This is a genomic window from Streptomyces sp. NPDC097619 (assembly GCF_040302735.1).
In the GTDB taxonomy this organism is placed as follows: Bacteria; Actinomycetota; Actinomycetes; order Streptomycetales; family Streptomycetaceae; genus Streptomyces.
This window is the reverse complement of sequence record NZ_JBEOSD010000027.1, coordinates 1-21,437: the sequence shown is the minus strand read 5'-3', so window position 1 is coordinate 21,437 and position 21,437 is coordinate 1. Positions and strand designations below refer to the sequence as shown.

At 75.0% G+C, this 21,437-nt stretch carries 20 protein-coding genes; 13 read left to right on the top strand and 7 right to left on the bottom strand.

What is annotated here, in order from left to right; all coding sequences use genetic code 11:
• Window positions 1–39: 39 nt before the first annotated feature.
• Both ABTZ17_RS10575 and ABTZ17_RS10570 read left to right on the top strand, forming a co-directional pair.
• Window positions 40–645: an effector-associated constant component EACC1 gene (locus ABTZ17_RS10575; protein WP_352195174.1), complete on the top strand. Its 606-nt coding sequence runs from the start codon at window positions 40–42 to the stop codon at window positions 643–645.
• Complete coding sequence (locus tag ABTZ17_RS10570; protein WP_352195173.1) at window positions 642–5,432, top strand: caspase, EACC1-associated type; 4,791 nt, start codon at window positions 642–644, stop codon at window positions 5,430–5,432. Before ABTZ17_RS10575 ends, ABTZ17_RS10570 begins: the two co-directional genes overlap by 4 nt.
• A 59-nt stretch (window positions 5,433–5,491) precedes the next feature.
• Here ABTZ17_RS10570 and ABTZ17_RS10565 read toward each other — a convergent pair whose 3' ends face one another.
• Window positions 5,492–6,007 (bottom strand): hypothetical protein, encoded by a 516-nt coding sequence (locus ABTZ17_RS10565; protein WP_352195172.1) that lies wholly within the window; start codon window positions 6,005–6,007, stop codon window positions 5,492–5,494.
• Window positions 6,008–6,211: 204 nt separating this feature from the next.
• Between ABTZ17_RS10565 and ABTZ17_RS10560 the strand changes: the two genes are divergently transcribed.
• Window positions 6,212–6,433, top strand: coding sequence for a hypothetical protein (locus ABTZ17_RS10560; protein WP_352195171.1), 222 nt, complete (start codon window positions 6,212–6,214; stop codon window positions 6,431–6,433).
• 53 nt (window positions 6,434–6,486) lie between these two features.
• On the opposite strand, the gene ABTZ17_RS10555 is transcribed toward ABTZ17_RS10560, so the two are convergent.
• From ABTZ17_RS10555 to ABTZ17_RS10545, 3 genes are all read right to left on the bottom strand, one after another.
• On the bottom strand, window positions 6,487–7,044 hold the full coding sequence (locus tag ABTZ17_RS10555) for a GNAT family N-acetyltransferase (protein WP_352195170.1): 558 nt from the start codon (window positions 7,042–7,044) through the stop codon (window positions 6,487–6,489).
• 131 nt (window positions 7,045–7,175) lie between these two features.
• Window positions 7,176–7,559, bottom strand: coding sequence for an ArsR/SmtB family transcription factor (locus ABTZ17_RS10550; protein WP_352195169.1), 384 nt, complete (start codon window positions 7,557–7,559; stop codon window positions 7,176–7,178).
• A 5-nt stretch (window positions 7,560–7,564) separates the two neighbouring features.
• Window positions 7,565–7,849, bottom strand: a complete 285-nt coding sequence (locus ABTZ17_RS10545; protein WP_352195168.1) for a twin-arginine translocase TatA/TatE family subunit — start codon at window positions 7,847–7,849, stop codon at window positions 7,565–7,567.
• Between the two features lie 227 nt (window positions 7,850–8,076).
• On the opposite strand from ABTZ17_RS10545, the gene ABTZ17_RS10540 reads away from it, so the two are divergent.
• Complete coding sequence (locus ABTZ17_RS10540; RefSeq protein ID WP_352195167.1) at window positions 8,077–9,072, top strand: sporulation protein; 996 nt, start codon at window positions 8,077–8,079, stop codon at window positions 9,070–9,072.
• 93 nt (window positions 9,073–9,165) lie between these two features.
• Here the strand turns inward: ABTZ17_RS10540 and ABTZ17_RS10535 are convergent, their stop codons facing one another.
• Window positions 9,166–9,840, bottom strand: a complete 675-nt coding sequence (locus ABTZ17_RS10535) for a response regulator transcription factor (RefSeq protein WP_352195166.1) — start codon at window positions 9,838–9,840, stop codon at window positions 9,166–9,168.
• A 566-nt stretch (window positions 9,841–10,406) separates the two neighbouring features.
• On the opposite strand from ABTZ17_RS10535, the gene ABTZ17_RS10530 reads away from it, so the two are divergent.
• A complete protein-coding gene (locus ABTZ17_RS10530; RefSeq protein WP_352195165.1) occupies window positions 10,407–11,447 on the top strand; it encodes an alpha/beta hydrolase family protein in 1,041 nt (346 codons plus the stop codon).
• A gap of 174 nt (window positions 11,448–11,621) precedes the next feature.
• Window positions 11,622–12,827 (top strand): PP2C family protein-serine/threonine phosphatase, encoded by a 1,206-nt coding sequence (locus ABTZ17_RS10525; RefSeq protein ID WP_352195164.1) that lies wholly within the window; start codon window positions 11,622–11,624, stop codon window positions 12,825–12,827.
• A gap of 62 nt (window positions 12,828–12,889) precedes the next feature.
• Here ABTZ17_RS10525 and ABTZ17_RS10520 read toward each other — a convergent pair whose 3' ends face one another.
• Window positions 12,890–13,390, bottom strand: coding sequence for a MarR family winged helix-turn-helix transcriptional regulator (locus tag ABTZ17_RS10520; RefSeq protein WP_352195163.1), 501 nt, complete (start codon window positions 13,388–13,390; stop codon window positions 12,890–12,892).
• Between the two features lie 279 nt (window positions 13,391–13,669).
• Between ABTZ17_RS10520 and ABTZ17_RS10515 the strand changes: the two genes are divergently transcribed.
• From ABTZ17_RS10515 to ABTZ17_RS10495, 5 genes are all read left to right on the top strand, one after another.
• On the top strand, window positions 13,670–15,319 hold the full coding sequence (locus ABTZ17_RS10515) for a PP2C family protein-serine/threonine phosphatase (protein ID WP_502994638.1): 1,650 nt from the start codon (window positions 13,670–13,672) through the stop codon (window positions 15,317–15,319).
• Window positions 15,316–16,536 (top strand): cobalamin B12-binding domain-containing protein, encoded by a 1,221-nt coding sequence (locus ABTZ17_RS10510; RefSeq protein WP_352195162.1) that lies wholly within the window; start codon window positions 15,316–15,318, stop codon window positions 16,534–16,536. The genes ABTZ17_RS10515 and ABTZ17_RS10510 overlap by 4 nt, the downstream gene beginning before the upstream one ends.
• Window positions 16,533–16,952, top strand: a complete 420-nt coding sequence (locus tag ABTZ17_RS10505; protein ID WP_352195161.1) for an STAS domain-containing protein — start codon at window positions 16,533–16,535, stop codon at window positions 16,950–16,952. Before ABTZ17_RS10510 ends, ABTZ17_RS10505 begins: the two co-directional genes overlap by 4 nt.
• Before the next feature lie 227 nt (window positions 16,953–17,179).
• Window positions 17,180–17,527: a hypothetical protein gene (locus ABTZ17_RS10500; protein ID WP_352195160.1), complete on the top strand. Its 348-nt coding sequence runs from the start codon at window positions 17,180–17,182 to the stop codon at window positions 17,525–17,527.
• A gap of 497 nt (window positions 17,528–18,024) precedes the next feature.
• Complete coding sequence (locus tag ABTZ17_RS10495) at window positions 18,025–18,210, top strand: hypothetical protein (RefSeq protein WP_352195159.1); 186 nt, start codon at window positions 18,025–18,027, stop codon at window positions 18,208–18,210.
• 9 nt (window positions 18,211–18,219) lie between these two features.
• On the opposite strand, the gene ABTZ17_RS10490 is transcribed toward ABTZ17_RS10495, so the two are convergent.
• Complete coding sequence (locus ABTZ17_RS10490; RefSeq protein ID WP_352195158.1) at window positions 18,220–19,275, bottom strand: helix-turn-helix transcriptional regulator; 1,056 nt, start codon at window positions 19,273–19,275, stop codon at window positions 18,220–18,222.
• A 363-nt stretch (window positions 19,276–19,638) separates the two neighbouring features.
• Here ABTZ17_RS10490 and ABTZ17_RS10485 point away from each other — a divergent pair, with 363 nt between their 5' ends.
• Both ABTZ17_RS10485 and ABTZ17_RS10480 read left to right on the top strand, forming a co-directional pair.
• Window positions 19,639–20,157 carry a helix-turn-helix domain-containing protein gene (locus tag ABTZ17_RS10485; RefSeq protein ID WP_352195157.1) on the top strand — a complete coding sequence of 173 codons (519 nt, stop codon included), beginning with the start codon at window positions 19,639–19,641 and terminating at the stop codon, window positions 20,155–20,157.
• On the top strand, window positions 20,154–21,437 hold a 1,284-nt coding region (locus ABTZ17_RS10480), incomplete at its 3' end, for a benzoate/H(+) symporter BenE family transporter (protein ID WP_352195156.1). The genes ABTZ17_RS10485 and ABTZ17_RS10480, both read left to right, overlap by 4 nt.

The following is a 21,437-nucleotide window of genomic DNA, read 5'->3' as shown; positions in this document are numbered from 1 at the left end:
GGGGAGTTGGCCCTTCGGAAGGCTCCAGGCGGGAGAACCATGCAGATCGCGATCACGGCCCGGGACGACGGCGGTCGGATCGGGACGGACGATCTCCGGGTGTGGCTCGGGAAGCAGCGGGAGCTGCGCGGTCGGGTGCGGCGCGGCTCCGGTGAGGGGCCGGCGCGGGGGACCATGGGGACGGTCACCGACGTCGTCACCGTGCTGTTGGAGCCGGGTGGCATCGTCACGGTTCTCGTGGCCGCGGTGGTGACGTGGGTGCAGAACCGCAGCGGCAACCAGACCGTCACCATCACCCGGCCCGACGGAACCGCGATCACGGTGACCTCCGAGCGGGTGAAGGGGCTCGACGCCCTCACGGCCGGCGCGCTGGCCCAGGAGATCGCCGGGCAGTTGGGCGTGCCCCTGCAGCGGCGGGAGCAGCACGCCCCGGGGGAAGCGGCGGAGCCGGGGCAGGGGGCCGCGCCGGGTGAAGGGGCCGAGTCGAGTGAACGGATCGAGCGCGCCGGGCGGGCCGAGGTGACCGGGACGGCCGGAGGTGCCGATGAGCCCGGAGAGCCCGGGGCGGACGCGCCGGACGGACCCGGTGCCGCCGGCCCGGCCGAGCGCCCCGAGGGTCCCGAGGGTGGCGGCCCGCGTCCGTGACCGTTCCGCCGCCCCGGGCCGGTGACCTGGCGGGACCCGGCGTCCGCGCCGTGGTCGTCGGTACGAGCGTCCACGGGGCCGGGTCCGCGCTCCCCGACCTGCCCAGCGTCGCGACCTCCGCCCGCGATCTCGCCCGGGCCCTGCACGAGGTCTGCGGGATGGAGCCCTCGCGGGTCGAGCTGCTCCTGGATCCGCCCGACGCGGCCACCGTCGTCGAGGCCGTCGAGCGGGCCGTCGACGAGGCCCGCGGACTGGTGCTGTTCGCGTTCATCGGGCACGGGCTGCTGGGGCCGCAGGACCAGCTGTACCTGGCCACGGCCACCAGCTCCGCCCAGGGCATCGCCCGCTCGATCCCGTACCAGGTGGTCCGGGACACGCTCGGCAACAGCGGGGCGCCCGTCGTGGTCCTGCTGGACTGCTGCTTCTCCGGGATGGCGCGGCAGCCCGCCGCGCGCGGGGCGGCCCGTGACCCGTTCGTCAGCGCGCGGCCCGACGGCAGTTTCCTGCTGACCTCCGCCTCGGGGTTCGCCGTGTCCTTCGCCCCCGAGGGCGAGCGCCACACCCTCTTCACGGGGGAGCTCCTCGACCTCCTCCACCGCGGCGACCCCTCCGCGCCGGCCCGGCTGACCCTCGACGGCGTCCACGCGCTCCTCGACCGGCGTTTCCAGGACGGGCCGGTGCGCCCGCACCGGCAGAGCGAGGACCGGGTGGGCGAGCTGGTCCTCGCCCCCAACCGGGCCTACCCCGCCGCCCCCGACCCGTCGGAGGGGGCCGTGCATCCCGCCGACGGCACGGCCTGTCCCTATCCCGGAATGGAGCCCTTTCGCACCGAGGACCACGAGCGGTTCTTCGGCCGCGAGGAGCTCGTCCGGCAGCTGATCGACGAAGTGGTCCGGTCCGCGGGGCAGGCGGGAACCACGGGGGCGGGCGGAGGCGCGGGGGCCGCGGAGGGAGCCGGCGGGGCGGCGGAGGTCCGGGCGCCGGTGGTCCTCGTCGGCGCCTCGGGGGTGGGCAAGTCCTCGATCCTGCGGGCCGGTCTCCTGGCCGGGCTGGCCCGGCGTCACGAGGCGGATCCCGGCACGCCCTGGCCGGCCCTGCTGCTTCCCTCGCCCGGTCCGCACCCGCTGCGCGCCCTCGCCGAATTGTGGTCCCGGGCCTCCGGCACCCCGCGGGCGGAGGTGGAGCGGCGGTTGGCGCAGGGGCGGCTACCGGCGGACGGGGCCTGTCGGGTACTGGTGGTGGACCAGTTCGAGGAGGTGTTCACCGCCTGCGCGGACCCCGAGGAGCGGGCCCTGTTCATCCGCGCCGTGTGCGGCGCGGACGGCACCGTGGGCTCCACCCCCACGTCCGCGGCCACGTCCGACGACGGCACCGACAGCACCGACGGGAGCGGCGCCGGAGGCGGTCTCCCCCGCGTGGTCCTCGGTCTGCGCGCCGACCACTACGGCAGCTGCTACGACCATCCGGAGCTCCGCGCCGCCCTCGATCGGAAGCGCGACGTCTGGCCCATGGACGAGACGGACCTGCGGGCGGCCGTCGAGCGGCCCGCGCGTGACGCGGGGCTCCGTCTGGAGCCCGGACTCGTGGAGCTCCTGCTGCGCGACACCCGCGAGGGCGGCGGTCGCGATCGGGGGTCGGCGCTGCCGTTCCTGGCGCACGCCCTGCGCGAGACCTGGGTGCGGCGCCGCGGCGCCACCCTGACGCTCGCCGGGTACGCGGCGACCGGCGGGATCCGGGAATCGGTGGCGCGCACCGCCGAGGACATCTACGAGGACCTCGACGTGCCGGGGCGGGAGGCCGTGCGGGAACTCCTCCTCGCCATGGTCACCCTCACCGCCGACGGGGACGAGGCGGTGCGCCGTCGCATCGGTCTCGACGAACTGCTCGCCGGCCGCACCGGGGAGCGGAAGCGGGCGGTGACCGGGGTGCGGGACCGGCTGGCGCGGGCCCGGCTGATCACCGTGGACCGGGCGGTGGCGCAGATCTCGCACGAGGCGCTGCTGCGGGCCTGGCCCCGGCTGCGGCGGTGGATCGAGGAGGACCGGGCCGGGCTCGTGGTCCGGCAACAGCTCTCCGACGCCGCGGACGCGTGGGACCGGTCGGGGCGCAGCGAGGAGGACTGCTACCGGGGTTCGCGCCTGGTGGCGGTCGTGGAGTGGCTGGGCGAGGAGCGGCACGCGCGGTTGGTCCGGCCCGTGGACCGGGCCTTCGTGGCCGCGAGCGAGGAACGCGAGTACGCCGAACGACTGCGTGAGCGGCGCCAGTTGCAGCGGGAGCAGGTCAGGACGCGGGAGCTCGGGGAGGCCCTGGAGCGGGAGCGCGACCAGGCGCGGCGGTTGCAGCGGGCGTCGGAGCGGCAGCGGCGGCAGGCGCGTCGGTTGCGGCAGTTCGCCGGAGTGATCGGCGTGATGCTCTGTCTGGCGCTGGTGGCCGCGGGGATCGCGGTCCAGCAGGGTGCGCAGGCCCGCGCCAACGGCGAGCAGGCCCGGCAACGCCAGCTCCAGGCGGCCGCGCGGGCCGCCCTCGGTACGGATCCGCGCGCGGCCCTGCTGCTCGCGGCCGCCGCCTACCGCGAGGTGCCGTCCACGCAGACCCGCGACACGCTCATGGACGTGCTGGGCGGCACGCAGTACGCCGGGGCGCTGGACCAGGGGGCGTGGGTGGACCGGCTGGCCTACGGCGAGGACGGGCGGACGCTGGCGGTCGGCACGTTCGAAGGGGTCGTCGGCCTGTGGGACACCTCGCGCCGCGACGGGGAGCCGCGCAGGTTCGCCGAGGTGGTGGCGCACAAGGCGGGCCTCCACGGCCGGACGGCGTTCCGGGTCGGTGGCGACGGCTCGTTGCTGCTCACCGGGGCGGACGCCGAACGGTCCCTGGGTGCCTTCTCGCTGCCCGCCGACCACGGCCGGCCGGAGCCGCTCGGCAGGGACACCCTCGCCATGGACCTGTTCGTGGAGGTGGCGGAGTTCAGTCCGGACGGGCGGTTGTTCCTGGCCGCTTCGCGCTACGGGACGAAGGTGTGGTCGGTGGATCCGGGGAGCGGAAGAGCACGCCTCCGGGCGGCCCTCCCGCAAGGGGGCAGCAAGGTGGCCGCCGCCGCCTTCGGACCGGCCGGCGCCCTCCTGGTACTGGCCCGGCAGGACGGCGCGGTGGAGCTGTGGGACACCCGGTCCCCGGAGCGGCCCCGCCGCCTCGGCGCGCTGGAGGGCACCGGCGGCACGGCCCGGGCGGTGGCCGTCAGCGCCTCCGGGAACACGCTCGTCGTCGGCTCCGACGACGCCCAGGCCCGGTTGTGGGACCTCTCCGGCGCGGTCGGGAGCGGCCTCGCCCCGGCGGACCGTCGCCCCACCGCCGTCATCAGCGCGCACGGTGGCTCGATCGAGGGCGTCGCGTTCAGCCGGGACGGACGTCGCCTCGCCCTCGGGAGCACCGATCACTCGGCGACCCTGTGGGACCTCTCCGGGGCCCGGCCGGCCCGCTCGGCCGTCCTGACCGGGCACGCCAACACGGTCACCGCCCTGGCGTTCGCTCCCGACGGCCGCACCCTCGCCTCCGCCGACCGTGACGGCGCGGTGCGGTTCTGGTCGCTGACGGACCGGCTGCAACCGCACGTCACGGCGCGGCCCTTCACCGCTTCCCCCGTGGAGTTCGGCCCGTGGACGGGCACCGCCCCGCACCGGCTCTCCCCCGACGGGAGCCTGCTGGCCGTGGCCGCGGAGGAGGGCGCGCTGCTCGATCTGGTGCCGCTGACGGGCCTGGCCGCCGGCCACCGGGCGGGCACGATCCGGCCCGGGGTCGGCGCCGAGTTCGCGCGCGGGGCGATGTGGTTCTCGACCGACGGCGGCAGGCTCGCCGCCGAGGGTCCGCCGGGGACCGTGTCGGTGTGGGACGTGCGGGATCCCGCCCGCCCGAGGCTGGAGTTCCGCGTCGCGGCGGACCTGACGGCGAACTCGGGCGAGGGGAGCCGCGGGTACGGCCTGAAGGTCTCGCTCCGGGGTGACCTCATGGTCACGGGATCCCCGGCGGGCACCACCCTGTGGGACCTCTCCCGGCCCGGGCGGGCCCAGCGGCTCGGCACCGTGGCGGAGAAGTGGCGGCGGGTCCCGGAGGTCCTGCTCGCTCCCGTGGGCCCCGTCCTGGCCGTCGACGGGGCGCTGTTCGACATCGACGATCCGCGCCGGCCGGCCCGGTTGTCCGCGCTGCCCCCGCCCGACGGCTCACGCCCCCACCTGGGGGCGCTCGCCTTCTCCCCCGACGGCCGTCGGATGGTCGTGTCGGACTTCGGCCGCAAGGGGGGTTTCCTGTACGACGTCTCCGACCCGGCCCGGCCGCGGTTCCTGGCCGGGCTCCCGCAGAGCGGCACGGAAGGCCCGTACGTGTTCAGCGGGGACGGTCGCCTGCTCGTGGGGGCCGCCTCCGGTACGCAGCTCCTGGCCTGGGACCTGTGGGAGCCGACGGCCCCGCACCGGGTCGCCGCCCTGACCCTGGACAGTGCGGCGCTCTCCCTCGGCGTGTCCGCCGACGGGTCCTCTCTCGTGACCTACAACTTCCCCGGTGAGGGCCTTCGTTGGGACATAGGCCGGCTCGGTGCGGCGCTGCGCGACCCGGTGGGGCGGGCCTGCGGGCCGGCCTCGACGAATCCGACGGCGGCCGAGTGGGCGGCGATGGCCCCGGGCGTTCCGTTCCGCCGGGTCTGCCCCGGCCTGGCCCTGGCCCCCTCCCCGCCGCCCGAGAACGCCTTCCCGGTGATCCCCTCCCCGTCGGAGCCGATCCCGGCGGGGAGCTGAGGGGATCGGCGGGGGCCGAGCGGGAGGGTGGCCCGCCTCCGCTCCGCCGGCGGGGAGGATCAGGTCGGTTCGAGGGCGGTGACGAGGGTGACGGCGGCCGCCGCGGTCTCCTGCGCGGTGTAGTCGTGGCCCTCCTCGCCGAGGGTGAGGGCGATGTAGCCGGAGGGGCCGAGGCTCTTCACGCACGCGCCGAAGACCACGGAGGTCTCCCCCTCTTCCGCGGACACCTTGCCGGTGAAGACGAACCCCACCGTCCTGACCCCGCGGACCTCCTCCTCACTGGTCCTGACCACCGTGTACCGGTCACCGCGGAGGTGGACGGAGACCGGATGGTGGAGCACGTCCTGTTCGATCATGGCCAGGGCTTCCAGGAGCTCGGTGACCTCCTGCTCGGGGATCCGGCGGGCCTCGTCCTGTTCGCCGGCGGCGGGCTCCGCGCCGGGGGGCAGCACCCAGTGGGTACAGGGCTCTCCCCCGGCGCCGAAGAGGTGCCCCTCCGAGGCCACGACCTTCGGGCCGTGGAACAGCACGTGCTTGACCGTGTCGAGGTAGTCCGTACCGCAGTCACAGTTCACGAGAACCCCTTCCCTCCTGACGGGCCGGACCCACCGCCGGACCGCCTTGCGCGCCAATGATCGTCACGGTGCCCCGCATACCCCCGCCGGGACCTCCGAACCCCGCCGCGAATGGATCCGCGCGGGGCGGGGAAGCCGCAGTTCGAGGGGACCGACGGGCAGCCGGCGGAACGGGGCCGAAGGCCCGGGAGGTGGTGATCGAGGATGTCCCAGTGCAAGGTCCCGGACTACCGGTCGGGTCATCGCGGCCCGCACTGGACGCACGCGCTGCGCAGCGCCCAGAAGGCGGGCGCGGTCATCGTCACGGACGACACCCACGAGCCGGTCCGCTACGCCCCCGGCCCGAGCGGCCCCGGCCGTTTCCGCCCCTGGAGCACGGCCTCCGGCGTCCGCTACGACAGCCACGACGTGCACCCCGAGTGGTGAGGCCCCCCGGTCCCGGCCGGGGCCCGGTCGTGCGGGCGCGGAGCCGGCGGGAGTCAGCGCAGGGTGCGGAGCATGACCTCGTACACGGCCGTGCCGGGCCCGCCGGGTCGGGCCTCCCCGATCGTGCGGTAGCCCCACGAGCGGTAGGCGGCGCGGGCGGCCTCGGCGTGCGGGGAGACGTTGAGCAGGACGCGTTCGGTCTCCAGCCCTTCGACCAGTGCCGTGTGGAGGCGCCGGGCGATGCCCTGGCCGCGCCGGGTCCGGCGGACCGCGAGTTCGAGGAGCCCGAAGGTGCGGCGGCCGTCCTCCCGGCGGAGTTCCTCGGCCACGGGCCCGGTCAGTTCGTCCCACCAGGGCGTGTCCGCCGCGAGCGGGAAGCCGAAGGCGAAGCCGACCGGGGTGCCGTCCTCGGCGCGGGCCAGGACGGCCCGGAAGCCGTGCTCGCGGGTCTGCGCGCGGAACCGGTCGAAGGCCGCGGCGACGTCCCGCTCGGTCTCGGCGTAGGGCGGTTCGGCGAACACTTCCGCGTAGACCGCTCTGAGTGCGCCCTCGGCGGCCGCCGCGGCCGGTCCGTCCATCCGCTCCAGCGCCACCGCGTCCTGCCGCCCCACCGCGCGCCTCCCCCGTCTCGCCGGTTCTCCACCCTGCCGGGGTGGCGCGCGGCGGGCAAGGCGGTTCCGACTGCCGAGACGGGGCGGGGAGGGGAGGAGAGGGGGAGAGTGGGCGCCGGCGGCGGCGCTCCTCAGCGCGCCACGTGCGCGTCGGGGGGTCGGGCGTGCGTCACCTCGCGCTGGACCTGTTGGGCCCGGCGGATGATCTCGGCCACCGCCGCCGCGATCTCCTCGTTCGCGAGGGAGTAGATCTGGCGGCGCTTCTCGTGGCGGGAGGCGACCACCCCGGCGCGCTTGAGCTGGGTGAGGTGCTGGCTGATCGTGGGCATGGCCCGGCCGACGGCCCCGGCCAGCTCGGAGACGTCCGCGTCGCCTTCCCCGAGGATCCGGAGCAGGTGCAGGCGGACGGGCGAGCCGAGGAGGCCGAAGAGCCCGGCGACCCACTCGAAGGGCTCTTCGGGCGTCGGTGCGGGGAGGCCGCGGTCGGCCGCCCCGTCCAGGGATCCGCGGAGCACCGGATCTACCGCGGGTCCGCGCCGGAGGTACGGGCGTCGCGGGGGCCGCCGGCGGCCTCGCCCCCCACGACCTCGCCCTCGACCACCGTGCCCTCGACGACGCGGCGGTCCCCGTGTCCGGCCCGCGCGGCGCCGGCCGGGGCGGCGTCCTCGCTCTTCATGGCGCGCGCCTCGCTCTTGAGGATGCGGGCGGACTTCCCCATGGAGCGCGCCAGTTCGGGGAGTTTCCTGGCGCTGAGGACCGCCACCGCGATGATCAGGATGATCGCGAGCTCGCTGATGCCGAACATGCCTGGTCCCCCGTCAACTGGTCATCGGTTCAAGGCCGTTCGACATCGGACACGCCTCGCACGACACAGCGAATCTACAGGACTGTAGAAACGAAGGCCAGCGACGGGCCGCCGAGTGGCTGAACTTCGCCCGGAACCCCCGCGGATGGGACGCGACACCCTTCCCGCACCCCTATGCTTCTACAACTCTGTAGAAGTCTGTTGATGAGTAAGGAGTGGACGCCACCATGGTGTTCAAGCGACTGCTCGGCTCGCTCGGTGTGGGCGGCCCGTCCGTGGACACGGTCCTGGACCCCGCGCCGGTGGTCCCCGGCGGAAACCTCGTCGGGCACGTGCACCTCAAGGGGGGCAACGCCGAGTTCACGATCGACCACATCACCCTGGAACTGGTCGCCCGCGTGGAGGCGGAGCACGAGGACGGCGAGTCCGAGGGCACGGTCTCCTTCGGCCGATTCTCCGTCGGGGGCGGGTTCCGGCTGGCCGAGGGGGCGGCCCACACCGTCCCCTTCTCGGTGCCGCTGCCGTGGGAGACCCCGGTCACGGAGCTCCACGGGCAGCCGCTGGGGATCGTGCTGGGCGTCCGGACCGAGCTCGGCGTGGCCGGGGCCAAGGACAAGGGCGACCTCGACCCGCTGGCCGTCCGTCCGCTGCCCGCGCAGGAGGCGGTCCTCGAAGCCCTCGGCGGGCTCGGATTCGGCTTCAAGTCGGCCGACCTGGAATACGGGCACATCCGCGGCACGGGCCAGCAGCTGCCCTTCTACCAGGAGATCGAGCTCACCCCGGCCCCCTCCCTGGCCCACCGGGTCGACGAGGTGGAGGTGACCTTCCTCGCCGGTGCCGCCGGACTGGAAGTGGTCATCGAGGCGGACAAGCGCGGCGGCCTCTTCAGTGAGGGCCACGACGCGGTCAACCGCCACGCCGTCGCCCACGCCGACGTGCCCCACCTCGACTGGACGGCGGAGGTGGGCCGTTGGATCGACCAGCTGGTCGGACACCACGGCGCGCACGGATCCGCCGCGCCCCACGTCCCCCATGTGCCGCACGCGGCGCACGACCCGTACGGTCACGGCCGGCGCTCGGGCCCCGGCATGGGGACGGTCGTCGCCGCGGGGGCGGCCGGACTGGCGGTGGGCGTGGTCGGCGGCATGGTCGCCGCCGAGGTCGTCGACGAGGTGGGCGACTTCTTCGAGGGCGACGAGGAGGACGAGGGCGACGAGGCCTGACCGACGGGCGGGGCCTCCGGGACGGGTGGGTCCCGGGACCGACGGGACCTCCGGCACGGGACCGTGCCGGAGCCCCGCCCGCACGCTCGGAGGTCAGGGAGTGGGGCGGCCCGGGGTGACGAGGCCGGACTCGTGGGCCAGGACGACCAGTTGAGCCCTGTCGCGGGCGCCGGTCTTGGTCATGATGCGGCTGACGTGGGTCTTCGCGGTCAGGGGCGAGATGACGAGCCGGCGGGCGATCTCGTCGTTGCTGTCGCCGGCCGCGACGAGCCCCAGGACCTGGCGTTCGCGTTCGGTGAGCACGTCCGGACGGGGATCGGGGTCGGGGCGGCCGGGGTGTCCGGACCGCGCGAACTCCGCGATGAGGCGGCGGGTCACGGAGGGGCTGATGAGGGCGTCACCCCGGTGGGCCACGCGGACCGCGTGCAGGAGCTCGACGGGTTCGGTGTCCTTGGGCAGGAAGCCCGCGGCGCCGGCACGGAGGGCGGCGTAGACGTACGAGTCGAGGTCGAAGGTGGTCAAGATGACCACCTTGACCGCGGCCAGGCTCGCGTCGGCGGCGATGCGCCGGGCCGCTTCGAGCCCGTCCGTGTCCGGCATGCGGATGTCCATGAGGACGACGTCGGGGTGGTGTGCCCGGCAGGCGGCCAGGGCCCCGCGGCCGTCGGCCGCCTCGGCGACGACCTCGAGGTCCGGCTCGTCGCCGAGGATGGAGCGGATGCCGGCCCGGACGAGCCGCTGGTCGTCCGCGAGGAGGATCCGGATCATCGGGTGTCGCTCCGTTCCGTCGACGTGCCGTGCCCGCAGGTGCGGTCGCCCGCTCCCCCGGCCGCGCCCTCGTGGTCGGGGGCACCGGGGCCTTGGCGGGTGTCGCGGGTGGCATGGGTGCGCTTCGGGCGGGCCACCGGCCCGCAGGGGGCGATCGGTGGTCCCGGTCGGCGGGGCCGGTCGGTGGGCCGGTTGGTTGCAGGGGGCACGGGGGCGTCCCAGGATGGAGGGGACGGTCGCCCCGCCCCGGCAGCGGTGCCGGGGCACGCGGGCACCCCGGAGGCGAGACGCCATGGGTGGACGAGCGGGTTCCCTGACCGGTCCGGGCGGGCTCTTCGCGGACGACGACTTCGACTACGAGGCCCGGATCATGCTGGGCGCGGCGGCCTGCGGGGTGGGGGACGTCGGCGCCGTGCTCGCGACCCTGGACCGGATCACCGACGGCGACGCCCGGAGCTGGTACGAGGCGTGGACGGCGCTCGGCGCGAAGTTCGAGGGCCGCGGTGACCGGGCGCGGGCGGCGGGGCACGACCGGACGGCCTGGTGGGCCTTGCTCGCGGCCTCGCATGTACTTCGGGAAGGCCGTCGTGTTCATCGACGGGATGGCGGACCAGTCGGTGTTCCTGCCCACCTTCCGTCGGCACCGGGCCTGCTGGGAGCGGGCCGTGGACGCCTTGGAGGGGCGGCACGTCCGGGTCGGGGTCCCCTACGAGTGCGTGGAGCTGCCCGGGTACCTGCTGCGCCCGGACGCTTCGGGGGCGCCGCGCCCCACCCTGGTGATGACGAACGGCAGCGACGGCACGTTGCCCAGTCTCGTGAGCTACGGGGCGGAGGAGGCCCTGGGGCGGGGCTGGAACGCCTTCCTGTACGACGGGCCGGGTCAGCAGTCGATGCTCTTCGAGCACGGGATGCCGTTCCGCCCGGACTGGGAGGCCGTCCTGACGCCCGTGCTCGACGCGCTGTCGGCCCGGCCGGACGTGGACGGCGAGGCGCTGCTCGGGTACGGGATCAGCCAGGCCGGTTACCGGATCACGCGGGCGGTGGCCTTCGAGCACCGGCTGCGCGCGGTCGTGGCGGACCCGGGTGTCGTGGACGTCGGCGCCACGTGGACCTCGGCGCTGCCCGCCCCGCTGCTCGCCCTGCTCGACTCGGAGCGGAAGGAGGCGTTCAACGAGCCGGCCGGGGCGCACGCGGGTGCCGTGGCCCGCCGGAAGCCGGCCTTTCGCAGGAAGCCCTACGTCGCGGACAACCTCTTCGACCTGCTCCACGAGGTGCGCGCCTACCAGGTCCGGGACGTGGTCGGGCGGATCACGACCCCGATGCTGGTGCTCGACCCCGACGACGAGCAGTTCTTTCCGGGCCGACCTCGGGAGCTCTTCGCGCTGTTGCCGCACGAGAAGGAGATTCTCGGATTCACCGCGGAGCTGGGCGCCAACTGGCACTGTCAGCCCACCGGTCGTCGGTTCACGCACACCGCCGTGCTCGATTTCCTCGGCGATCACCTGCCGCCGGCGGACGGTCGAGCGGGCGCCGGGGAGGGGGCCTCCGGGAGGGCGGCGGCGGTCCGACGGTCCCTCACCGACGGCGGCCCGCAGGCAGTAGCATGAACATCAGTTGCCGCATGGCAACTTTTTAGGTGATGAACAGCGGTTCGGGGCGGGTCCTGGCGACTTCGCGCCGCACTTCCGGCCCGTTGCCGCCGCACCCCCGCAGTACCGGGCGCGGCGGGAACGGGCACGTTTGCCCGACCCACGACCGCTCCGTGAGAAATGATGCTCGCCATGACGAGGTTCCTGGCTGCCGAACGCGCCCTGCGCACGGCCGCACCGCACGATCTCCTGCGCACCGTCCGTACCGCTCTCATCGAGCACTACGGCGCCCTGTCCGTCGACCTGCTGATGGCCGACTACAGCCTGACCGTGCTCCAGCAGGTCACGGTCCTCCCGCACACCGCGGACCCGCTGGACGTGCGGACCACCCCGCAGGGCCGGGCCTTCGGCAGTCAGGAACCGTACGGCCAGTACTCGGCCGGGGGGAACGCGCTCGACCTGCACCTGCCGGTGACGGTGCGCGGGGACCGGCTGGGCATCCTGACGGTGCGGATGCCCGAGGACCGGTGCGGGGCCGACACCGTCGGGGAACTGCGGGACGTGGCCGAGCTGTTGGGGCATGAGATCGTGGTCGCCGAACGGGACACCGACGTGTACCTGCGGGCCCGCCGGGCGAACCGCCTCACCCTGGCCGCCGAGATGCAGTGGCAGCTGCTGCCGGGCCGCTCCTGCTCCCGGCCGGAGTACGCCATCGGGGCGCAGTTGGAGCCCGCGTACGACATCCACGGGGACAACTTCGACTGGTCCACGACCGCGGACACCCTGACGCTGACCGTGACGAACGGGATGGGCGAGGGGATCCAGGCCTCGCTGCTGACCAACCTGGCCGTCAACGCCCTGCGCAACGCGCGCCGGGCGGGGGTGGGGATCGAGGACCAGGCGACCCTGGCCGACCAGGCCGTGTACAGCCGGCACCAGGGACGGGAGTACGTGTCGACCCTCCTGCTCTGCCTGGAGCTGGCGACAGGGCGGGGCGCCGTGGTGGACGCGGGGTCCCCGCAGCTGTGGCGGTACCGGCAGAGATCCGTGGAGCGGGTGCAGTTCGAGGCGCAGTTCCCGCTGGGCATGTTCGAGGAGTCCCGGTACACGGCCCAGCCCTTCGAGGCGCTGCCGGGGGACCGTCTGATCTTCGTGAGCGACGGGGTGTACGGCGCCTCGGACCAGAGCGGGGTGGCCTACAGCGAGCGGGCCCTGGCCCGGGCCATCCACGCGACGGGCCTGCTGCCCGCGGCGGCGGTCCCGCGGGCCATCCTGGAGACGCTGGCCGACTACCGGGGCGCGGCCACCGAGGACGACGCACTGGTGACCTGCCTGGACTGGTTCGGACGGCCCGACGGCGGCGCGGAGGTCGCGGAGGCGGCGGAGCCCGCTCGGTAGCGGGTGGTGGCGCGCGGCACCGGCGTCCGGCGGTCCGCCGGGGGTGTCGACGGGCCTCGGTCTCAGGCGGTGTCGGAGAGCGCCGCGTCGGCGGCGGTGCCGGCCTCCGGGCCGGTGAGGGCGGTGGCGGCGGCGCGGAAGGCCGCCAGCCCCTCGGCGAGCGCCCGCCGGTCCTCCGGGGACATCCGTTCCAGCACCTCGGCCGTCCTGCGCGCGCGCAGGGCCCGGGTGTCGGCGAGCACGGCGTGGCCCTGGCGGCTCAGCCGGAGTTCGACCTCGCGGCGGCTGGTGCTGGCGCGGGACCGTCGGACCAGCCCCGCCGCCTCCAGGCGGTCGCACAGCCGGCTGACGGCGGGGGCCGCCGAGCCGAGCACCTCGCCGAGGTCGCGCAGGTTGATGCCGTCGCGCTGTTCGATCACGGTCAGGGCACGCAGTTGCGAGGGCGGAACGGGGGCGGCGACGGCTTCGTGGCCGGGGCGCCACAGAACGTCGAGCAGTTCCGCGACAGCGCATGCCTCCGCCACTCCCTGGTCATCACGGAGGGGGTGGAAGGCTCTGGGCATTGCACCACTGTGTCAGCCGGATGCACATTTGTCAGGCGCCCCGGCACAGAGACCGTCGCGGGGCCCCGCGCGGGGTCCCCGGGGTCCGGCCGGACCGCCCGTCGCCCGGAGGGCGCGCCGTGTGGAGGGGTCGGGCCGATCCCGGGGACCTTCCGTGCGGAACCCCCCTGCGGAACGGGTCCTGTTGCCACGGACCCGACCGGAGAGATACTTTCCATGGGGAAAGTATTTATCTTCGACACGATGAGGTGAGGGGTCCGCGCAGCGGGCCTCCAACATGTGGTGAACTCCACGAAGGCGACAACGTCCGATCCGGGAGCGGGCCGCGGCCCCTGGCACGGCGCCCCGTACCCGGTCTTCGTCACGGACCGGCGGGCGGTGCTCGTGTCGGTCAACGAAGCCGCCGCCCTGGTCCTGCCCGGCGCCTCCTCAGGCGTCCGGCTGGCGGACGTGGCCCCCGACTGGCTCGCCGCCGCCGCGGCCGCACCCCGTCAGGACGACGGATCCCCCGGAGCCCTCCCCCCGCACGGCCCCCTGGGCTCCCGTACCTACGAGGCCCACCCCACCGTCCGCGAGGACGGCTCCGTGGTGTGGTGGCTGGTCGACGACACCGACCACCGGCTGGCCCAGGAGGCGCTGCTCACCGAACGGGAACGCACCGCCTTCCTGACCCGCGCCTCCAACCTGCTGCTGTCCTCCCTGAACCTGGACCGCTGCATGGGCGTCACGGCCCGCATGGCCGCCGAGCACCTGGCCGACGCGGCCGTGGTGATCAGCGCCGGGTACGGCCGGGAGCTGCCCGTGGTGACCGCGCTGCGCGGGGCGGCCCCCGCCCACGCCTCCGTGGTCGCCGACCCCTCCCGGGTCCCCGGGCTGGCGGAGGCCCTCCAGGGGTTCCCGCCGGTGCCGTCCCGCTGGATCGACCCGAGCGTCGCCCCGCCCTGGCTGGTCCCGGCCGACTTCGGTCCCGTGGGGGCCATGGCGATCGTCCCGCTCCCCGGACACGGGGTACCCGCCGGCGCCCTGGTGCTGCTGAGGCGCGGCAGCAGCGCCGCCTTCACCGAACCCGAGGAGGTGTTCGCCCGGCTGTTCGCCGCGCGCGCGGGCGTGGCCATGTCCGCGGCCCGTCTCTACGCCGAACAGTCCTCGATCACCGAGACCCTGATGCGCGCCCTGCTCCCGCCGACCCTGCGGCAGGTGGGCGGGGTGGAGTACGCGGGCGGCTACCGGCCCTCGAAGGACCACGAGCGGGTCGGCGGCGACTTCTACGACGTCCACCCCGCCACCACCGAGGAGGGCACCTCCCTGGTGGTGCTCGGCGACGTGTGCGGCAAGGGGCTCGAAGCGGCCGTGATGACCGGCCGGATCCGCACCACCCTCCAGGCCCTCCTCCCGATGGCGGAGGACCACCAGCGGGTCCTCGGCCTGCTCAACACCTCGCTGCTCAACACCCATGACGCCCGCTACGCCACCATGGTGCTGGCCTCCGCCCGCCGCGAGGGCGGCTCCGTGCGACTGCGCCTCACCAGTGCCGGCCACCCCCGTCCCCTGGTGCTGCGCACCGGGGGACGGATCGAGGAAGTGCCCACGCGGGGCACCCTGGTGGGCGCCCTCACCCAGTTCAGCGCCGCCACCGTGGAGGTCACCCTCGGCGCCGGCGAATCCTGCGTGCTGTACACGGACGGCATCACCGAGGCCCGCGGCGGCCCCATGGGCGGGGCCGAGTTCGGTGACCAGCGCCTGCACCGGGCCCTGGCGGAGTGCGCCGGTATGCCCGCCGAGGCCATCGTGGAGCACGTCCAGATGCTCGCCTCCCAGTGGGTGGGCACCGGCCGGCACGACGACATGGCGGTCGTCGTCATCTCCGCACCCCCCAGCAACCACCTGAGCGCCGTGGACGGGCACACCCGGGGCAGGTTCACGGGATGACCCCCGGCCCCACCCGTCCCGGCCCCACCACGAACCGCGCCCCCCGGGCCTCCACCGCGTCCGCTCCCGCCGCGTCGACCCCCGACGCGCCCGCCGATGCGCCCGTCGCCGTGGTCGTCGAGGGCGGCGACGGCAGCGACGGCAGCGACGGCGGCAGGGCGCCCGACGACGGCATCGCGGCGTCGGCCGACCTCCTGTGGGAGGCGGTCGCGGCGGGCGAGGAACCGGCCGCGACCGCCGTCGTCACCCAGGGCCTGGACGCCGGCCTCGACCCCGAGCGGGTCCTCCTGGACGTGATCGCCCGCGTCCAGGCCCGGGTCGGCGAGGAATGGATGGCCGACCGCTTCACCGTCGCCCAGGAACACGCCGCGACCGCGATCAACGAGCGGGTCGTGGGCGTCCTGGCCCGGCACCGCTCCGCAGCCCGCACCGGGCCCCACCGCGGCAGGATCACGGTGGCCTGCATCGACGGCGAATGGCACGCCCTGCCCGCCCGGCTGCTGGCCGAGGTCCTCAAGCTGCGCGGCTGGCGCGTGGACTACCTCGGGGCGCAGGTGCCCACCCCGCACCTCATCGCCCACCTGCACCGCACCGCCACGGACGCCGTGGCCCTCTCCGCCTCGATCCCGACCCGGCTGCCGGCGGCGCACGCCGCGATCACCGCCTGCCAGGCCGTCGGGGTGCCCGTGATCGTGGGCGGGGCCGCCTTCGGCGCCGACGGCCGCTACGCCCGCCTCCTCGGGGCCGACGCCTGGGCCCCGGACGCCCGCACCGCCGCCGAGGACCTCGGGCGCGGCGGTCCGGCCGCACCCCGGCCGGACCACCAGGTGATCGACGACCTGCCGCACCTCGCCGACCAGGAGTACACCCTGGTCACCCGGGCCCGGACCCGGCTCGTCGCCGCCGTCTTCGCGGGACTGGAGGAGTCGTACCCGGCGCTCCGCTCCTACAGCGAGGAGCAGCGGGAACGCACCGCGGAGGACCTCGCCCACATCACGGAGTTCCTCGCCGCGGCCCTCTACACCGGGGACGAGGAGCTCTTCACCGACTTCCTGTTATGGACGGCGGAGGTCCTCACGGCACGCGGCGTCCCCGCGATGTCCCTGCCGCCCGCCCTGACCCTGCTGGGTCAGGAACTCCAGGACTTCCCCCGCGCCACCGCCCTGCTCCGCACCGCCACCGATCTCCTCGTCACCCGTCACAGGAAGGCCAGATGAGCACCGCAGCCCCCGGACCGGGACCGCTCCAGGTCACCCAGGCCGAGACCGCCGACACCGTGTGCATAGGTCTGATCGGCGAGCTCGACCACAGCAGGGCGCACCTGCTCCTGGACACGGCCACCCGCGTGCTCGCCGACCGCCCCGACCTCCGTGAGCTGCGCCTGAAGTGCGCGGGGATCACGGGCGTCGATCCCATGGGCCTGTCCACCCTGCTGATGGTGCGCCGGCGGACCGACGCGGCCGGGATCCGCCTGCACCTCGACGACCGGCCGGCGCGGCTCGACCGGCTCATGGAGCTGACGGGGACCCTGGAACACCTCACGGACACCGCCGCCGACGCGGACCCGGCCAGGGTGCCCGGAGCGGGGAAGCCGCTCCGGGCACCGTCCGTGAAGCCCGACCCGCTGCGCTGAGGGCGGCGGGCGGCGGGCGGCGGGCCCACGGCGACACCGCGTACCGGATTCGGATTCGGATTCCCCGTATATCCGGGGCACTTGCCCGATCGGGCAGAACGATTCGCTTTCCCTTGACCGGCGATGAAGGGCCGCACATAGTTACCGGAACGTAGAACCCGGGATTCCAACAGCACTGCGCACACGTCTCCGTGGGGCCGACAGGAACAGCATCGGAGGGGACGACATTGTCCGCACGTCGCACCTATCGCGTGGGCCTTTCCTTCACGGGCGCCGAGATGGCGGAACTCCGCGCCGCGGCGGACCGCGAAGCGCTCCCCCTGGCTTCCTGGGCGGCTCCGCTGGTGCTCGCCGCCGCACGCCGGGAGCCCGGGGATCCGGGCGCCGACCCGGGCCGGACGATGCATGAACTCCATCTGGTCTGGGCGGAGTTCAACGAGGCCCTGGCTTCCGTACCCCCGTCCGCGGGGAGCGCGGGAACCGCCGCCCTGCCCGAGCCGCTCCGTACGGCGCTCCGGAAACTGAGCGCCGCGACCGTGGTACTGCTCCGGGAAATGCAGCCCCCGCCGGCGTGACGGCCGGATTCCCCCGGATCCCCCACGAGGCGCGCCCGACGCCACCCATTTCGTTCAATCTTCACCTGATGGCCATGAATTTCGCGACGGATTTCCGATCGCCGTCGGGCTGCCATCGTGCCGTTATCAGGCCGATTCCGGATGACCGTCGCCCTTGATTTCCGCCCCCTTCCACGGCACTCGGCTAGGGGTGGCTGATGGACCGGTACGGGCAGCCCCGCGTGACCGGTGCGACCGCCGTGCTCCACGCCGGCCTCCTGGTGGTCGTTGCCCTCGCGGGCGTGGCGCGGACGCACCCGGCGGGGAGCGGGTGGCGCTCGTGGTGCTGCTCGGGGTGTCCGCGCCGCCGTTGCAGGCGGGGCTGCGCGTGCTCTGGCTGCGGGTCCTGCCCGACCCGGGGCCGCGGCGGGCCGTCTCCGCCCTGGACACGGGGGCCCAAGGGCTGCTGTACGTCTGCGGCCCGCTGCTGGTCAACCGAGGCGTACGGCCGGCTCATCATGGCCGTCGGTCTGGGGCAGGCGGGCGGCACGGCGTTGGCCGGTCTGGCCGCCGAGCACCGCGTGGGCGGGGACCTGCTGCCGCTCCTCGCCGCGGTCGCCGCCTGGCTGCTCCTCGTGGGCGCGCGGCACCGGCTCGGCGCCGCCGATCCCTCCCTGCGGCGCGGGCGCCATCGCCGCGGGTGAGGCCGGACATCAGCCAGGGCGAGGTCTGTCGTCACCGGCCGGTCGGGGCGGACCGGCGTCGGAACTCCTGGTGCGGTAGGCCCGCGGGGCCACTCCGATGACCGACTTGAACTGCTTGCTGAACAGCAGCGCGTCGGAGTAGCCCAGCCTGCGGGCGATCTGCGTGACGGTCTCGTCGGAGGAGTCCAGCAGGACCGCCGCGCGGTGGATCCGCTCCCGCAGGATCCACGCCCGGGGCGCCACCCCGTAGGTGTTGCGGAAGAGGCGGGTGAAGTAGTCCGGGGACAACCGGGCGACGGCGGCGAGATCCGCGGCGGCGGGGCGCCCGTCCGGGTGGCGGTCGAGGTGTTCCGTGATGGCGCGCTGTGCCGCGGGGCTGAGGAAGGGGCCTCCGGCCCGCCGGCCGGCCGCGCGGGCGACGGTGGTGAACAGGACGAGGAGCAGGCCGCGCAGGTGTTCCTCGCGGTGCGGACGGTCGGTGGCCAGCTCGGCGTGCAGCAGGTCCAGCAGGCCGCGCACCTCCCAGGCGTGCGGGGCGTGGACGGCGGGGGCGAGTGCGGCGTCCGCGGCCGGAGCCCCGGTGAGCCGGAGGCAGCGGACGGCCGTGCGGCGGCGGTGCGCGGGGACCAGAGTGAACGGGGTCCCCGGTCGTATCCAGCAGACGGAACCGGGTTCGAGCCGCCATCGCGTCCCGGGCAGCCGGAGTTCGCAGCCGCCGCTGAGCACGAGGAGCACGAGGTGGTCGGTGCGCCCGCCGGCCGAACCGAGGCCGCCGAACGTACCGGCCGCGGACCCGGAACCGGACCCATGGCCGTTCCCGTTTCCGTTCCCGGTCCCGTTCCCGCTGCCGTGGCCGTGCCCATGGCCGTGGTGGAGCGTCGGGGTGTGGCGGGCCCGGTCGGGGTCCAGTACCCGGAGCCAGGCGGTGAGCGCTTCGGGGGCGTCCGGGCCCGGCTCGTTCGGCAGGGGCACGGGGGGCCGGAGGGGCGGGCGGGGTCCGGCGGCGGTGGCGGTGCGGTCCCGCCCCCGGGCGGGGGGCTGCGGGCCGGTGGGGCGCGGGGCCATGGTGCGGGGGCTCCTGTACGGACGCGGCTGGTGGGGGGCAACCGCGCGCCCGCCCCCGCGCCGCACCGGCCCTTCCAGTCTGCGGGCGGCACCGGCGCCGCCGGGCAGTACTTTCGTACGGCCCGTCCGGTGTACGGACGCACGGCGGAGGGCCTACGGGGGCGAGGTTCACGGCGGGCGGAGGGCGTGCGGGGGCGGAGTGCACGGCGAGCCGCGTGCCCGGCGGGCGGCGTGCCCGGCGGGTGGACCGTCCCGCGCCGGGCGGCAGCACGGATCATGGCGTTCCATGGACGGAACGTTCTGTTTGTGGAACGATGCCCGGCAGGATCCGGCCGCGTCCGCGACCGGAGGAGGGGTACCGCCATGGATCTGCCCGCCCGGGTCGGCGCGCGCGTGAGGGAACTGCGCGAGGCCGACGGGATCTCGCTCTCCGAACTGGCCCGGCGCTCCGGCATCGGCAAGGGGACGCTCTCCGAGTTGGAGGGCGGCCGGCGCAACCCGACGCTGGAGACCCTCTACGCCCTCACCACGGCCCTCGGGGTCCCCCTCAGCACTGCCCTGACCGGCCTGACCGCGCCCGCCACCCTCTCCGGTGACGCCGTGGACGCCGTCCTGGTCGAGCGGTACGAGGCCCCCGACGCGGTCAGCGACACCTACCGGATCCGGATCCGGGCCGGTGCCCGGCAGGAGTCCACCGCCCACACCGCCGGCACCACCGAGCACCTGGTCGTGCTCAGCGGCACCGCCCGCGTGGGCACCGTCCGGGAGCCGGCCCTGATCGGGCCCGGCACGCACGCGAGTTGGCACGCCGACACCCCGCACCTGTACGAGGCCCCCGCGGAAGCGGTCGAGGCCGTGCTGATCGTGCGTCACCCCCGGTGAGCGTCACCGACAGCGCCCCGCGGAAGGGGCCGAAGGGGTCGAAGGAACGGGGCAGGCGGCTGGGGGCGGACCTGCCCGCGGTCTCGGCCGGGCTGATCGCGGTGCTGGTGGGCGTGACCAGTTCCGCGGCGATCGTCTTCACCGCCGCCGAGGCGGCGGGCGCGGGGCCGCGCGAGGTCACCTCCTGGATGATGGCGCTGGGCATCGGCATGGGCGTCACCTGCATCGGTCTGTCCCTGCGGCACCGGGCCCCCGTGGTCACCGCCTGGTCCACGCCCGGAGCGGCCCTGCTGGTGACCGGACTCCACGGGGTGACGATGGCGCAGGCCGTCGGGGTGTTCCTCGTCTCCGCCGCGTTGATCCTGCTCAGCGGTCTCACGGGCTGGTTCGAGCGGGTGATGGGACGGATACCCGTGCCGCTCGCGGCGGCCCTGCTCGCCGGCGTGCTGGTCCGGTTCGGCACCGGGCTCTTCGCCTCCATGGACGGACACTTCACGCTCGTCTTCACCCTCTTCGCGGTCTACCTCGCCGGCCGTCGGTTCTTCCCCCGCTACGCGGTCCTCATGGCCCTCGCCGCCGGGGTCGCCGTCGCGGGGATCCAGGGCTCGCTGCGGCCCGACCGCGTCACCTTCGCCCTCGCCCGACCCGTGTTCACGGCGCCCGAGTTCACCTGGCAGACGGCCCTCGGGGTGGCCGTGCCGCTGTTCGTCGTCACGATGGCCGGGCAGAACCTGCCCGGCGTCGCCGTCCTCCGCAACGCCGGCTACGGCCGGGTGCCGGTGTCCCCGCTGATGAGCTGGACCGGCGGCACCAATCTGCTGCTGGCCCCGTTCGGCTGCTTCGGCCTGAACCTCGCCGCCATCACGGCCGCCATCTGCACGGGCCCCGAAGCCCACGAGAACCCCGACCGGCGCTATCTCGCGGGGGTCTGGGCCGGGGTGTTCTACCTGCTCGTGGGCGTCTTCGGCGGGACCGTCGGCTCGCTGCTCACGGCCCTTCCCCCCGCCCTGGTGCTCGGCATCGCCGGCGTGGGACTGCTGGGCACCATCGGGAACTCCCTGGCCTCCGCCCTGGCCGACGACAGCGCGCGGGAGGCCGCGGTGGTCACCTTCCTCGCCACCGCCTCCGGAGTGACCCTGCTCGGGGTGGGCTCCGCCTTCTGGGGCCTGCTCGCGGGAGTCGTCACCGCCGCGCTCACCCGCGGCCGCGAGGATCATCGCGGGCTTGAACAACGCGGCCGGCGGGTCGGCCAGGGAGACCACCGCGAAGAAGTTCGCGCC